The sequence below is a fragment of the Rhodococcus sp. 06-235-1A genome (assembly GCF_002258785.1).
GTDB lineage: Bacteria > Actinomycetota > Actinomycetes > Mycobacteriales > Mycobacteriaceae > Rhodococcoides.
On the sequence record NZ_NOYI01000002.1, the window covers coordinates 174,980 to 189,497 of the forward strand.

A 14,518-nucleotide genomic window follows, 5' to 3' on the forward strand; every position below is an offset into this window, starting at 1 on the left:
GCACGGACCGAAGTCAGACCCTCTCACCGACGAGCCGAAGAGAAGATTCACCGATCATTCGAACTACCGAAGTCGGGGGCGCGAAAACCCCCGAGGAGGGCGTTACTCGTGTTCTTGCTGCTGTCCACGTCGGACACCGATCTGCTCAGTGCCCGTGCCAGTGGAGCCGATTTCACCTGGGGTAACCCCTCCCGCCTGCTGGCGCAGGACATTCCGGCGATGGCCGAATCGGCCGAGCTGATCATCGTCCGCATCCTGGGATCGCGGCGCTCGTGGGAGGCGGGCATCGACGCCGTACTCGCCACCGGGCTTCCGGTTGTCGTTCTCGGCGGTGAGCAGACTCCTGACGCAGATCTGATGGAGCTCTCGACGGTACCTGCGAACGTCGCGGCGCAGGCGCACAACTATCTGGCCGAGGGCGGATCGGACAACCTTCGTCAGCTGTACAACTTCCTCTCCGACACCGTGCTGCTGACCGGACACGGTTTCGACGCGCCGCGGCACCTGCCGACGTGGGGCCACCTCGAGCGAAGCTCCGCGCAGCACTCCGACGGTCCGACGGTGGCGATCCTGTACTACCGCGCCCAGCACCTGGCCGGAAACACCCACTACATCGACGCTCTCGCGACGGCTGTCGAGAACGCCGGAGCCACGGCCCTCCCGATCTACTGCGCGTCGCTGCGTACGGCCGAAGCCGACCTGCTCGAGACCCTGAAGTCCGCAGATGCCCTGGTCGTCACGGTGCTGGCAGCAGGCGGCACCAAACCGGCCGGAGCGTCGGCAGGCGGGGACGACGAAGCCTGGGACGTCGCCGAACTCGCGGCTCTCGACGTCCCGATCCTGCAGGGTCTGTGCCTGACGAGCTCTCGCGCGACGTGGTCCCAGAACGACGACGGCCTCTCCCCGCTCGACGTGGCCACACAGGTCGCGGTACCGGAATTCGACGGCCGGCTCATCACGGTTCCGTTCTCGTTCAAGGAGATCGACGACGACGGCCTGACCACGTACGTTCCGGACCACGAGCGAGCAGCGCGCGTCGCCGGCATCGCAGTCAGGCACGCCCGGCTACGGCACATCCCGGCAGCCGACCGACGCATCGCTCTGATGTTCTCGGCCTATCCCACCAAGCACGCGCGGATCGGCAACGCCGTCGGCCTCGACACTCCGGCCAGCGCGATCGCGTTGATGTCGGACATGCGCACTGCCGGTTACGACCTCGGCCCGCTCGACGGCACGGACTCGGTACCCGGTCTGGCCGCTCGCGACGGTGATGCACTCATTCACGCTTTGATCGCCCGCGGTGGCCAGGATCCCAACTGGCTCACGGACGCTCAGCTCGAGGGCAACCCCATTCGCATCTCGGCGGCGCAGTACCGAACCTGGTTCGAGCAGCTCCCCGCGGATCTCCGAGACGGCGTCGTCGAGCATTGGGGCCCGGCACCGGGCGATCTGTATGTCGATCGTTCGGCCGATCCGAACGGTGAGATCGTGATCGCTGCAATGCAATTCGGCAACGTCGTGATCATGGTGCAGCCGCCGCGGGGGTTCGGCGAGAAGCCGGTTGCGATCTACCACGACCCTGATCTGCCGCCGAGCCACCACTATCTGGCGGCCTACCGGTGGATCTCGGCTACCCAGGCCGACGGCGGCTTCGGTGCCGACGCAATGGTGCACCTGGGCAAGCACGGCAACCTGGAGTGGCTGCCGGGCAAGACACTCGGTATGTCGGCTTCCTGCGGAACCGACGCGGCGCTGGGAGATCTGCCACTGATCTATCCGTTCCTCGTCAACGACCCGGGGGAGGGCACGCAGGCCAAACGTCGAGCCCACGCCACTCTCGTCGATCACCTGATTCCGCCGATGGCGCGTGCGGAGAGTTACGGAGACATCTCCCGGCTCGAGCAACTGCTCGACGAGCACGCGAACATCTCGGCACTCGACCCTGCCAAGCTGCCCGCAATCCGACAGCAGATCTGGACCCTGATGACCGCGGCGCAGATGCACAAGGACCTCGGACTCGAGGAACGCCCCGACGAGGAGGTGTTCGACGACATGCTGCTGCATGTCGACGGATGGCTGTGTGAGATCAAGGACGTGCAGATCCGAGATGGGCTGCACATCCTGGGCCAGGAACCCGTCGGTGATGCCGAGGTCGAGCTGGTGCTGGCGATGCTGCGTGCTCGGCAGATGTGGGGCGGTGAGCAGACGGTCCCCGGACTTCGCGAGGCTCTCGGGCTCAGCGAGGACGGCGACGAGGAACGCACGCGCGTCGACACCATCGAGGCGGTGGCGCACGGTCTGGTCGCGGCCATGCAGGCCACGCAGTGGAATCCCGCAGAGGCCGCACGGGTGGCGGGCGAGCACGGTGCCGTGGTGGCAGAAATTCTCGAGTTCGCCGCAGCCGAGGTGGTACCGCGTCTGCGCGGAACCTCACGCGAGATCGAGCAGGTATTGCACGCGCTCGACGGCGGGTTCATCGCGGCAGGGCCGAGCGGTTCACCGCTGCGCGGACTGATCAATGTGCTTCCTACCGGGCGCAACTTCTATTCCGTCGACCCGAAGGCCGTGCCGTCGAAACTGGCGTGGGAGACCGGTCAGGCGATGGCGGAGTCGTTGCTCGCTCGCTACCTTCAGGATCACGGGGAGTGGCCGAAGTCGGTCGGTTTGTCGGTGTGGGGCACGTCCGCGATGCGGACCTCCGGCGACGACATTGCCGAAGTCTTCGCACTGTTGGGCGTGTCACCGGTGTGGGACGAAGCATCGCGCCGAGTCACTCGGCTCGAGGTGATCGATCTCGTCGAGCTCGGCCGACCCCGCATCGACGTGACGGTCCGGATCAGCGGCTTCTTCCGCGACGCCTTCCCTCATGTGCTGGCTCTGCTCGACGATGCAGTCCGGATGGTTGCCGCGTTGGACGAGCCGGCCGAGCAGAACTACGTCCGAGCACATGCACAGGCCGATCTTGCCGAGCACGGCGACGAACGACGTTCCACGACAAGGATCTTCGGCTCCAAGCCGGGAACGTACGGTGCCGGCTTGCTTCAGCTGATCGACAGCAAGACCTGGCGCAGCGACGACGACCTCGCACAGGTGTACACCACCTGGGGCGGCTTCGCGTACGGCCGCGGTCTCGACGGCGTGCCCGCTTCGGACGACATGCGCACCGCCTACAAGCGCATTGCCGTCGCCGCCAAGAACACCGATACGCGCGAGCACGACATCGCCGATTCCGACGACTACTTCCAGTACCACGGCGGCATGGTCGCGACCGTGCGTGCGCTGACCGGAAAGTCGCCCGAGGCATACATCGGCGACAGCACGCGCCCGGAATCGGTGCGCACGCGCACCCTGTCGGAGGAGACCGCGCGGGTGTTCCGAGCCCGGGTGGTGAACCCGCGGTGGCTCGAGGCCATGCGCAGGCACGGATACAAGGGCGCGTTCGAGATGGCAGCGACGGTGGACTACCTGTTCGGCTACGACGCGACGACCGACGTCGTCCAGGATTGGATGTACGAGAAGCTGGCCGAGACGTACGTACTCGACGAGCAGAACCAGAAGTTCATGCAGCAGTCCAATCCGTGGGCGCTGCACGGTATCGCGGAGCGGCTGCTCGAAGCGGCCGAACGAAAGATGTGGGCCGAGCCGGACAAGCAGGTTCTCGACGGGTTGCGCCAGGTGTACCTGGAAACCGAGGGCGAGCTCGAAGGGGAGTAGCGACGTACTCTGAGCAGTATGGCCGCCACGTTCGAAGACATTGCCAAGGGCAAGTACGTACTGCTGACGACGTTCAAGAAGGACGGCACCGGGGTGCCGACACCGCTGTGGGGTGCCCTCGACGGTGATCGACTGCTCGTGTGGACGGTCGCAGATTCGTGGAAGGTCAAACGGATTCGCAGGAATCCGAGGGTCACCCTTGCGCCGTGCGACATGCGCGGCAACCCTCAGGGCGACGCGGTCGAGGCCACCGCAGAGATTCTCGACTCGGTCGAGACCGAAAAAGCGCGAGCGGCGATCGCATCGAAGTACGGCATCATCGGCTGGCTCACGGTCAAAGGCAGTGTGTTGCGTCGCGGCAAGAGCGGTTCCGTGGGTCTGGCGATCACCGCCGCCTGAGTAGCGAAAGTCGGCACCATCGCTCGTATGCACGGTTCCGAATGCTTTGTGAGGCAGCTTCCCCTGCTGCCGGAATGGAGCACCACGTGCCAATCGCAGTGACCGACTACAACCATGTACGCCTGACCGTCAGCGACATCGACCGGTCCCGGTCGTTCTACGACTCGGTATTCGGCTTCGACGTCGCATACGCCTGGGATCCCGACGCGGACGAGGAGACCAAGAAGGCTCTGTGGTTCCTCTTCGGCGGAGTCATCTACAAGTTCGGCGGTGGGCTGCTCGGTCTGCGCCCGGTCGCACCGAGCGACGACACGTTCGCCGAAGACCGTTGCGGTCTCGATCACCTCAGCTTCACCGTCGACACGCGCGCCGCGCTCGAGGACGCCGTGAAGACGCTCGACGACCTCGGCATCGCGCACGAGGGCATCAAGGACGCCGGGCCCGGACTGTCCATCCTGGAGTTCCGCGACCCCGACAACATCGCCCTCGAACTCTCAGGCCCCGACAAGTAGCTCGGACGGGCACTACTGTGCAGCGCTGACCGACGACATATGGAAATCGGGAATGCGTAGCGGCGGCATTGCTGTGCGGGTGAACCAGTCCTTCCACTCGCGCGGCAGTGTCGCCTCTGTCGTTCCTGCCTCGGTGACGCGTCGTAGCAGATCCAGCGGGCTTTCGTTGAAGCGGAAGTTGTTCACTGCACCGGTGATCCGACCGTCCTCGATCGCGTAGACGCCATCTCTGGTCAGGCCGGTCAGCAGCAGCGAGGTCGGGTCGACCTCCCGGATGTACCAGAGTGTCGTCAGGAGCAATCCGCGTTCTGTATCGGCAACCATCTTGTCCAGACCGACGTCCGTGCCGCCCGTCAGAACGAGGTTCTCACCCGGCACCGCGACGGGAACTCCGAACTTCTGCGCCGATGCACGTGGGTAGGACAGGGTGGACACCGATCCGTCGCGGATCCAGTCGACGCGGTCGATGTCCATGCCGTTGTCGAACACCGACACCGAATCGCTGGACGACCCGGCAACGACGAACGGGGCGTACTCGAGACCGGAGGCGTGAGGATCGGAGTACAACGTGAGCGGCAGATCCGTCAGCTTCTCACCCGTTCGCGTCCCGCCCGCACGGGAGAGCCCGGTACGGCCCTCCTGCGCTCCGCGGCCTTCCATGGTCCACATCAGATAGATCATCAGGTCCGCCACGGCCGACGGCGGAAGCAGAGTCTCGTAGCGACCAGCGGGCAACTCGACGGTGTTCTCGGCCCACCCGAGTCGCGTGGACAGCTCGTCCAGCATGGTCCCGACGGACACATCCCGGAAATCGACGGTCCCGGTGCCGACCCACGCGCTGGCCCCGGAACGCTTGCCGTTGATCTCGACCGAACCGGTCGGCTGCGTGAACGTACGACGCAGGCCCGTCGAGGTTCCGAGCCAGACGTTGTCGACCCGATGCTGAGCGAATCCGTACAACGCGTCGTGGCCGTCGAACCCGACATTCAATTCCGTTGCCAGCGAACCGAACACATCGATCGACGTGTGTTGCGCTCGGCGGTCCCAGTCCTGCGGGTCGGAGGCCGACTCTCTAGGCAGTAAGGGCATCGCGTCGTCGGCGGGCTCCGCCGATCGCGCCGCCGCTTCGCTCGCGCGAACCACGGCCTGGATATCCGACGGGTCGACGCTCGTCGACGACACGGTGCCCACTCGTGCAGTATCGGAATCACGCACGATCGAGACCACCTCCCAGCGCCGTGACGTCGCAATTCCGTTGGTGGTCATGGAGTTTCCGGCCCACCGAAGCGTGGCGTCGCTCGAGTCGGTGACGATGACGATGGTGTCGTCGACACTCGCGCAGGCGAGTGCACGTTCGATCACGAGCTGTGCGGCGATCATCTACCTGCCTCCGATCGGGTGTTGAGGACGTTGACTCCACGGAAGAGCGCGACGGGGCAGCCGTGGCTGACGGCGGCCACCTGTCCGGGTTGCGCCTTACCGCAATTGAATGCACCGCCCAGTCGCCAGGTGGACGCTCCGCCGAGCAGTTCCATCGAGCCCCAGAAATCGGTGGTCGTCGCCTGATACGCAACGTCGCGCACCTGGCCGTCGAGCACACCGTTGCGGATGCGGTAGAAGCGTTGTCCGGTGAACTGAAAGTTGTAGCGCTGCATGTCGATCGACCAGGATTTGTCGCCGACCACGTAGATGCCGTCCTCGACCGCCCCGATCACGTCGGCGGTCGAGCGGTCCGTGTCGGGATCGGCCTGCAGAGACACGTTGGCCATCCGCTGGATCGGGACATGATGGGGGGAATCCGCGTACGAGCACCCGTTGGACCGTTCGAGCCCGAGCCGGGGGGCGAAGACGCGATCGAGTTGGTATCCGACGAGTGTCCCGTCGCGAACCAGATCCCACTTCTGCGACGCCACCCCGTCGTCGTCGTAACCGATGCTGGCCAGGCCGTTGATCTCGGTTCGGTCGGCAGTGACGTGCATGATGGGCGATCCGTAGCGCAACGTACCCAGCTGGTCGGGCGTAGCGAACGAAGTGCCCGCGTAGGCGGCCTCGTAGCCGATGGCCCGATCGTATTCCGTTGCGTGGCCTATCGACTCGTGGATCGTGAGCCACAGGTTGGTCGGATCGATGACGAGATCCGTTGGTCCGGCCGCCACGGACGGCGCCTTCACTTTCTCTGCCAGCCACTCGGGAATGCGGGCCAGCTCGTCGGCCCAGTCCCATGTGCTGCGCTCACCCAGGTATTCCCAGCCCCGCCCGACGGGTGGCGCGAGCGTGCGCATGGTCTCGAACGCCCCGGCGGCGCGGTCGACCGTGGTGGCCTCGAACTGGGGATGCAGACGCACCCGCTGCTGGGTGATCGCGCTCCCGGCCAGGTCGGCGTAGAACGACTGCTCCTTGACCTGCATCACCGCTGCCGTCACATGGTCGACGCCGTCCGACGCGGCCAGACGAGACGAGTACTCGGCCAGCAACCCCACCTTGTCGGCAGTGGGTACCTCGAACGGATCGATGTCGTACTCCGACACCCACGTCGCATTCGAGTACACCGGCTCGGGGGCGAGTTCGACCCGTTCGCGATTGAGCGCACGGAGGGCGGTCGCAACCTCCACCGCTCTACGGGCGGTGACTGCAGCCGCGTCGGTACTCAACTCTGCGTGCGAGGCGAAGCCCCAGGTGCCGTCGACCACAACCCGCACTGCCAGCCCGATCTCACCGGCATCGACCGACGACTGAACCGAGCCGTCGCGCAGCGAGATCGCCTGTGTCGTCAAGCGCTGTACACGCACATCGGCGTGGGTCGCTCCAGCCGAACGTGCTGTGCTCAGCGCGGCATCCGCGAGGTCCCGCAGGGGCAGGGCGAGGAAGTCGGCATCGACCGACCGATCGGGTTGTCTCGTCACTGCACCGACGCTAGCCGAACTGCTGCCAGCCGAGTCGGACAACCATCCCCACCACGACGACGAGTAGGACGATCCTGACGAACCCGGCACCTCTGGACACCGCTGTCCTGGACCCGAGGACAGCACCGAAGACGTTGCACACCGCCATGGCAGCGCCGAGCTGCCAGTACACACTGCCGGTGACGGCGAAGAAAGCGAGGGCACCGACGTTCGATCCGACGTTGATCACCTTGGCCATCGCGGCGCTGCGGACGAACTCCGTTCCGAGCATCGTGGCGAACACGATGATGAGGAATGTGCCGGTGCCGGGCCCGAGGATGCCGTCGTAGAAGCCGATCCCCGCGGCCGCGAGACCGATGACCATCAGAACCTTGCGATGCGTCGGCGGCGACGGCGCAGCGGTTCGACCGATGGTAGGGCGGCACGTCACCAGTACTGCCACGCCGACGAGTACCACCATGATGATCGGGACGAACAGCTCGCGGTCGATCAGCGAGACGGCAGCAGCGCCGGCGGCCGAGGTCACCGCTGCGAGGACACCGGCCGGGACCAGCACCGTCCAGTTCAGCGAGACCTTCCGCGCGAATGTGACGACCGCGGCCACGGTACCGAAGACAGCGGTCGCCTTGTTCGTTGCCAGTGCCGCCTGCTGCGTCAGTTGTGGTGCCACGAGCAGGATTGCGGGCAACAGGATCAGGCCGCCTCCACCGACCACGGCGTCGACCCAACCTGCTGCTGTAGCGGCCACCAACAGCAGTCCCCAGTCCGCGACAGTCATGGGGCAAACTCAATCACATGCGTCGTTTCAGCCTGTGGCTCCGTGGGCAGCCCTTCATAGCGGATGCATTGCTGGCGGCAGGACTGTTCTTCGTCGAGATGGTAGTGTTCGTCAGTTCTGCCGATGGACTGAACGGGCCGTTGTTCCTCCTCTTCTCGGTCGTGTTGTCGGCACCCGTCGCGTGGCGGCGTCGCTTTCCTCGGTCGGTAGCATCGTTCGTTCTCGTGGCCATGGGCCTGTGCGATATTGCGGGTGCCATGGCGGGCGACGCATTCAACGGTCACCCGGCGACGCTGGCTCTGCCGATCATGCTCTACACACTCGTTGCGTACGTAGGACGAGTTCAGGGTGCCGTCTACGCCGTTGCTCTCGGAGCGTATTCGGTAGCGTCCATGCTGCTGTTCGACCAGCCGATTTTCACGACAGTGTTGTTCGGCGCTCTTCTCTACACGCTGTCCTGGCTCGCGGCTGAGTTTCTCGGTGCTCGGCGGGCCTACGACGAGGCGATGGAGGCTCGACTGGTCGTGGCCGAGTACGACCGGGATCGACGCGCCGAGGAGGCCGTACTCATGGAACGGACGCGTATCGCACGGGAGTTGCACGACGTCGTTGCCCACGGTGTCAGCGTCATGGTGGTGCAGGCCGACGGGGCCTCGTATGCGATCAGGCGCAATCCGGAGCGCGCAGAACAGGCCGTGGCAAACATCTCCGCTACCGGCCGGCTCGCCCTGGCCGAGTTGCGTCGGACGGTCGCGCTGCTGAGGACGTCACCCGACACGGACGACATGCCCCAGTACGGCACCGCCGGGCTCGCGCACGTCGTCGAGATGATGGGGCGGGCCGGATTGAACGTCGAGCTCGAACAGACCGGGAACCTCGACGACATCAGTCCGGCGATCAGTCTGGGAGTCCACCGATTGGTGCAGGAATCGTTGACCAATGTCCTACGCCACGCCGGTCACGCCCCGCGCGCCGTGGTGAAAGTCGTGCGTGAGGACGAGGCAGTCACCGTCGAGATATCGGACAACGGCACCGAGAGCGGACCCTCGTCGACGGCGGGCGGCGGACACGGACTCCTCGGGATGCGTGAGCGAGTGGCTGTGCTGCAGGGCACGCTGCATGCGGGTCGAACGCCGCGCGGCAATTGGCTCGTGCGCGCAACGCTGCCGCTCGACTGAGGGCTAGGTTGAATCGGTGCCGATCACCGTTGTCGTCGTGGACGACCAGGAACTCATGCGCATGGGATTGAACATGGTGCTCGAGGCCCAGGACGACATCGAGGTGGTGGGTGAGGCGTCCGACGGTGCGGGTGCTGTCGAGGCCGTGGCCAGGCTGGGGCCGGCCGTGGTGTTGATGGACGTGCGAATGCCCGGCGTCGACGGTGTGGCGGCGACTCGCACCATCACCGAATCCGGTTCCGACGCTCGGATTCTGGTGATGACGACGTTCGATCTCGACGAGCACGTACTGGGCGCGCTTCGGGCGGGAGCGAGTGGATTTCTGCTCAAGGACACTCCCCCCGAGGATTTGGTATCGGCGATTCGTAGCGTTGCGGCGGGCGATGCCGTCGTCTCACCGAAGGTCACCAAGCGGCTCCTCTCACGATTCGTCGCACAGTCCGTTTCGAGCACCGATGCATCGGTGCTCGAAGCACTCACCGGACGTGAGCGGGAAGTCCTGGTGCACTTGGCCACGGGCCTGTCCAACGCAGAGATCGCATCGGTGCTGCACCTGTCCGAGGCGACTGTCAAAACTCACATCGGGCGGATCCTGACGAAATTGGGAGTCCGCGACCGAGTCCAGGCCGTCGTCCTGGCCTACGAAACTGGTCTCGTGCGACCGGGTTCCTGAGAATCTTCCGGCAAACAGGGCACTTCGGGAGCGATTTCGATGCCCCGGTCGTTGTACCGGTGAAGCGAAGAAAGGACCGTCATGCTCGCTCTGTTCGTACTCTATGTCGTCGTCGAGGTCGCTGCTCTGGTCGCCGTGGGAAGCGCTGTCGGTGTGCTGTGGACCGTCGTGTTGCTGATCGGCGGATCGCTGATCGGCTCACTGTTGGTGCGCTCGCAAGGTAGGCGCGTGCTGGACAGTCTACGCAGTGCATCGCGAGGCGAGCGGTCGGCCGGCGGAGCGGTGGCCGACGGCGCTCTGTTCGCGGCAGGATCGGTCGCGATGTTCGTGCCGGGTCTGGTGACGACGGTGATCGGGTTGCTGCTGTTGATCCCGCCGACCCGGTGGCTCCTACGCCCAGCGGTGATGTGGGCGGCGGCACGCTGGCTGCCTCAGGTTGCGACTGCAACGCGGCGTATGCGCCCCACCGTCATCGACGGCGAGATCCTCGACGATCGTGCGGACGGCAGCGACCGCGCACCGAAAGCCTCCGGTTCTGCTGCGATTCTCGAGGGCCAGGTGATCGAGGCCGACACTGTCGATCGGCCGACCGGGGATTTCCGGAAGCCGCACCGGTAGGGGCAGACTGGTCGTTCGTGACCACCGAATTGTTCTGCGGCGGACGGATCTACAGTCCGACGGCTTCCGATGCCACCGCCATGGCCGTGACCGATGGAGTCGTCAGTTGGATCGGTGAGGATCGCACCGGCCGTGCGCTTCATCCCGGAGTGCCCGTCACCGACCTGGCCGGCTCTTTCGTGGCACCGGCGTTCGTCGACACGCACGTACACGTCACCGATTTGGGTCTGTCCTTGATCGGACTGGATCTCTCTCACTGCCGATCGCTCCTGGACTGCATGCGCCTGCTCGGCGAGCACGCTGCTTCGTCGGCCGAGGCGCTCGTGTGGGGACACGGTTGGGACGAATCCCAGTGGCCCGAACATCGCCCGCCGTCGACGGCCGATCTCGACGCCGCCGCGCCGGGACGGCCCGTGTATCTCACTCGCGTCGATTCACATTCGGCGGCCGTCTCGACTCCGCTGCGGGCGGCCGCGTCGGGCATCGACGCCGCCACCGGATTCGCGCCGCAGGCCCCGCTCACCGCCGCCGCCCATCATCTCGCGCGGCTGACGGCCCGGTCGATGATCACCGTTGACGTCCGGAAGCGTGCCCGCTCGGCGGCGCTCGACCGTGCTGCCGCACAGGGAATCGCCGCAGTTCACGAATGCGCGGGCCCGGTCGTGTCGGGCGTCGACGACTTTCGAGAGCTGATGGCCACCGAGCACGGGGTCGAGATCCGCGGGTACTGGGGCGAGTTGGTCGAATCGCCCGAACAGGCGCGGCAGATGCTCGTCGACACCGGTGCCCACGGGTTGGCCGGTGACATATTCGTCGACGGGTCGCTGGGCTCGCGAACCGCGTGGTTGTCGACGCCCTACGCCGACGACCCCGGTTCCGGCGTCTCGTACGAGAACGTCGACGCGATGGCCGCGCATATCTCGGCGTGCACCGCGGCCGGAATCCAAGCCGGATTCCACGTCATCGGCGACGCAGCGGTCACGGCCACCGTCACCGCGTTCTCACGCGTCGTGGCCGAACTCGGAACGCCCGCAGTCGCCGCGTGTGGGCACCGACTGGAACATCTGACCATGGTCACGCCCGAGCAGGCCGATCTTCTGGCTTCCTGGGGCGTGATCGCCAGCGTGCAACCGATGTTCGACGCGCTGTGGGGCGGAGCGGAGGGGCTGTACGCCGCACGGATGGGTGCCGAACGCGGAGCTGCGCTCCATCCGTTCGCTCGCTTGGCCTCGGCCGGCGTCTCGTTGGCGTTCGGTTCGGATGCTCCGGTCACTCGTCTGGATCCGTGGGCTACGACGAGAGCTGCCGTGAACCATCGCACCCCGGGCAGTGCCGTTTCGCCTCGCGCAGCGTTCTCGGCCGCGACGCGTGGCGCGTGGCGCGCAGGCGGCGTCCGCGACGGACTGGCGGGCACGCTGGTGCCGGGCGCGCCTGCCTCCTTCGCTGTGTGGGACGTGGACGAACTCGTCGTCCGAGCCCCCAAGGACAGCGTCCAACGCTGGTCGACCGATCCGCGCGCCGGTGTGTCGCCGTTGCCCAGCCTCGAGGCGTCATCCGAGAGCCCACGGTGTTCCATGACCGTGCATCGCGGGCGGGTCATTCATGAGCAGTGAGCACGCGCCGAGTCTCGAAGCAGCACCCTCACGGCGTACCCGGCTGCGCCGGGCTGCTTCGTCCACGCTGCTCTCGGCCGGGGCAGGCGCACTGATCTTCGGCAGCTTTCCACCGCGGACCCTGTGGTTCCTGGCACCCCTCGGTATCGCACTGTTGGCGCTCGTACTCACAGGGTTCGGCGGACGACGGGTGGTGTCGCTGAAAGCCGGCTTCGGCTACGGCTATGTCGCCGGCCTCGGCTTTTTCGTTCCGCTGCTCCCGTGGATCGGCGTGTACGTGGGCCCGATGCCGTGGTTGGCGTTGGCTGCCGCCGAGTCCGTGTTCGTGGGATTGTTCGGAATACTCGGGGTGCTGGCTGCGAGAACTGCCTGGTGGCCGCTGTCCATGGCGCTCGCGTGGAGTCTGACCGAGTGGCTGCGGTCCAGTGTTCCTTTCGGCGGCTTTCCCTGGGGCCGATTGGCGTTCGGGCAACCCGAGGGCTGGCTGCTGCCGTTGGCAAGCATCGGAGGTGCGCCGCTGCTCAGTTTTGCGGTGGCACTGACCGGCACCGGATCGGCGTCGCTGCTCGTGGCGATCTCCCGTCGACAAGGCGTGAAGTCCTTTGTCGGTCCGGTGGCTGCCACGATCGTCGCGTCCGTAGTGGCAGTGGCGCTTCTGCCGACTCTGCACAGCAACGAGGCAGAAGACGGCGGACGGACGGTCACCATCGCTGCGGTGCAGGGGAGCGTTCCGAGACTCGGTCTGGATTTCAACGCTCAGCGTCGAGCAGTCCTCGACAATCACGTCAGAGAGACCATGGCACTGGCCGCCGAGGTCGACGCAGGCAGGCAAGCTGCTCCGGATCTCGTGGTGTGGCCCGAGAACGCCTCCGATATCGATCCGCTGAGGAACAGCGACGCTGCGACTCTCATCACACAAGCGTCGGTCGCGGTCGGTGCACCGATCCTCGTGGGCACGGTACTGGTCAATGCCGATGGCACGAACTCGAATTCCGTCATTGCGTGGAACGGTAGCGACGGACCGGGTGAGCGGCACGACAAGAAGATAATTCAACCGTTCGGCGAATACTTGCCCTACCGAAGCTTTTTCCGACTGTTTTCGGAATACGCCGATCGAGCGGGATATTTCGTCCCGGGGAGCGGGAATGGAGTCGTACACGCCGCGGGAATAGCCGCCGGAATTGCCACGTGCTACGAGGTTGCATTCGATCGCGCGCTCGAAGAATCCGTGAGCTCGGGAGCAGAGTTCATTGCCATCCCTACCAACAACGCGACTTTCGGCGACACCGAAATGACCTACCAGCAACTCGCGATGTCCAGAGTGCGGGCCGTCGAGCACGGACGAACCGTCGTCGTGGCGGCGACGAGTGGCGTCAGTGCTGTCGTCTCGCCCGACGGGGACGTACTGCAGCAAACTCCGCTGTTCGCTGCAGATGTGCTGGTATCGGATGTCGCACTGCGTCGAACGCACACTGTGGCCACGCGGCTCGGCTCCGGATCCGAGCTCATCCTGGGCCTGGCCGCTATCGCTGCACTGGGCGTACCGCTTCTGCTCGGGCGTCGACGGCCCAACAACTGAAACAATCACTGAGTCTGTATTCGATTGAATTTCACGTCTCGAGGTCGGATAAGTCCGAGGGTGCGCGTGCCTCATGGGCCCCCACGTCATTCGTTCGACCGAATAGCGGACGTTCGACTGGCGCACACCGCAACTCCTGTAACAGGCTGCACGTTGTGGTCGATGCTTCTTATGACTACCGCACAAAAGCCTCCTGCCAATGTTGTATCTTTGTAAGCCGCTGGACGTGTTTTCGGGTGAGGCTTCAGAGGATGGCCAGGCGTGGTAGCACCGGCCACACGTTGTATTGGGATCGAAGTACCGACGCCGACATTGCGTCCGGGTCGTACACCTGGCCGGGGAGGGGAAGTTCGTGCCACAGAAGACGATGATTGCGCTTTTCGACGCACATTCGTTCTACGAACTCGGAGTCCGGTCGATGCGGTAGAAACCGGGTTGGATCCCTGTTTCAATCCGCTCGGCCATGCGCGACGAACAAGTACGAGCCCTTTCAAGACATCGAACGTGTGCGAACCGACACGAACGCAAATAAGAACGGAAGCCAGAATTGC

11 protein-coding genes are annotated in these 14,518 nt (G+C 65.4%); 8 read left to right on the forward strand and 3 right to left on the reverse strand.

The annotated features are described in order from the left end of the window. The first annotated feature begins 108 nt into the window (after nucleotides 1–108). The 3 genes from cobN (at nucleotide 109) to CH275_RS00875 (ending at nucleotide 4,625) form a co-directional block, all read left to right on the forward strand. Nucleotides 109–3,714, forward strand: a complete 3,606-nt coding sequence (cobN, locus tag CH275_RS00865; RefSeq protein WP_094674306.1) for a cobaltochelatase subunit CobN — start codon at nucleotides 109–111, stop codon at nucleotides 3,712–3,714. Nucleotides 3,715–3,732: 18 nt separating this feature from the next. Next, nucleotides 3,733–4,113: a PPOX class F420-dependent oxidoreductase gene (locus tag CH275_RS00870; protein ID WP_094674308.1), complete on the forward strand. Its 381-nt coding sequence runs from the start codon at nucleotides 3,733–3,735 to the stop codon at nucleotides 4,111–4,113. A gap of 86 nt (nucleotides 4,114–4,199) precedes the next feature. Beyond that, nucleotides 4,200–4,625, forward strand: a complete 426-nt coding sequence (locus CH275_RS00875; RefSeq protein WP_094674629.1) for a VOC family protein — start codon at nucleotides 4,200–4,202, stop codon at nucleotides 4,623–4,625. Between the two features lie 12 nt (nucleotides 4,626–4,637). On the opposite strand, the gene CH275_RS00880 is transcribed toward CH275_RS00875, so the two are convergent. The 3 genes from CH275_RS00880 to CH275_RS00890 are packed head-to-tail and all read right to left on the reverse strand — an operon-like array spanning nucleotide 4,638 to nucleotide 8,306. Next, nucleotides 4,638–6,005: a metallopeptidase TldD-related protein gene (locus CH275_RS00880; protein ID WP_094674310.1), complete on the reverse strand. Its 1,368-nt coding sequence runs from the start codon at nucleotides 6,003–6,005 to the stop codon at nucleotides 4,638–4,640. Next, the gene (locus tag CH275_RS00885) at nucleotides 6,002–7,528 is read right to left on the reverse strand and encodes a TldD/PmbA family protein (protein WP_094674312.1); all 1,527 of its coding nucleotides are present in this window, start codon (nucleotides 7,526–7,528) and stop codon (nucleotides 6,002–6,004) included. The genes CH275_RS00880 and CH275_RS00885 overlap by 4 nt, the downstream gene beginning before the upstream one ends. A 10-nt stretch (nucleotides 7,529–7,538) precedes the next feature. Next, a complete protein-coding gene (locus tag CH275_RS00890; RefSeq protein ID WP_094674314.1) occupies nucleotides 7,539–8,306 on the reverse strand; it encodes a TSUP family transporter in 768 nt (255 codons plus the stop codon). A 17-nt stretch (nucleotides 8,307–8,323) separates the two neighbouring features. Between CH275_RS00890 and CH275_RS00895 the strand changes: the two genes are divergently transcribed. The 5 genes from CH275_RS00895 (at nucleotide 8,324) to lnt (ending at nucleotide 13,967) form a co-directional block, all read left to right on the forward strand. Then, nucleotides 8,324–9,484, forward strand: coding sequence for a sensor histidine kinase (locus tag CH275_RS00895; protein WP_094674316.1), 1,161 nt, complete (start codon nucleotides 8,324–8,326; stop codon nucleotides 9,482–9,484). 16 nt (nucleotides 9,485–9,500) lie between these two features. After that, nucleotides 9,501–10,157 carry a response regulator gene (locus CH275_RS00900; RefSeq protein ID WP_094674318.1) on the forward strand — a complete coding sequence of 219 codons (657 nt, stop codon included), beginning with the start codon at nucleotides 9,501–9,503 and terminating at the stop codon, nucleotides 10,155–10,157. A gap of 81 nt (nucleotides 10,158–10,238) precedes the next feature. Then, nucleotides 10,239–10,775 (forward strand): FxsA family protein, encoded by a 537-nt coding sequence (locus CH275_RS00905; RefSeq protein WP_094674320.1) that lies wholly within the window; start codon nucleotides 10,239–10,241, stop codon nucleotides 10,773–10,775. A gap of 17 nt (nucleotides 10,776–10,792) precedes the next feature. Continuing rightward, entirely contained in the window at nucleotides 10,793–12,388 is a 1,596-nt protein-coding gene (locus tag CH275_RS00910; protein ID WP_094674322.1) for an amidohydrolase, read from the forward strand. Continuing rightward, on the forward strand, nucleotides 12,378–13,967 hold the full coding sequence (gene lnt, locus CH275_RS00915; RefSeq protein WP_094674324.1) for an apolipoprotein N-acyltransferase: 1,590 nt from the start codon (nucleotides 12,378–12,380) through the stop codon (nucleotides 13,965–13,967). Before CH275_RS00910 ends, lnt begins: the two co-directional genes overlap by 11 nt. The last annotated feature ends 551 nt before the right edge of the window (nucleotides 13,968–14,518 follow it).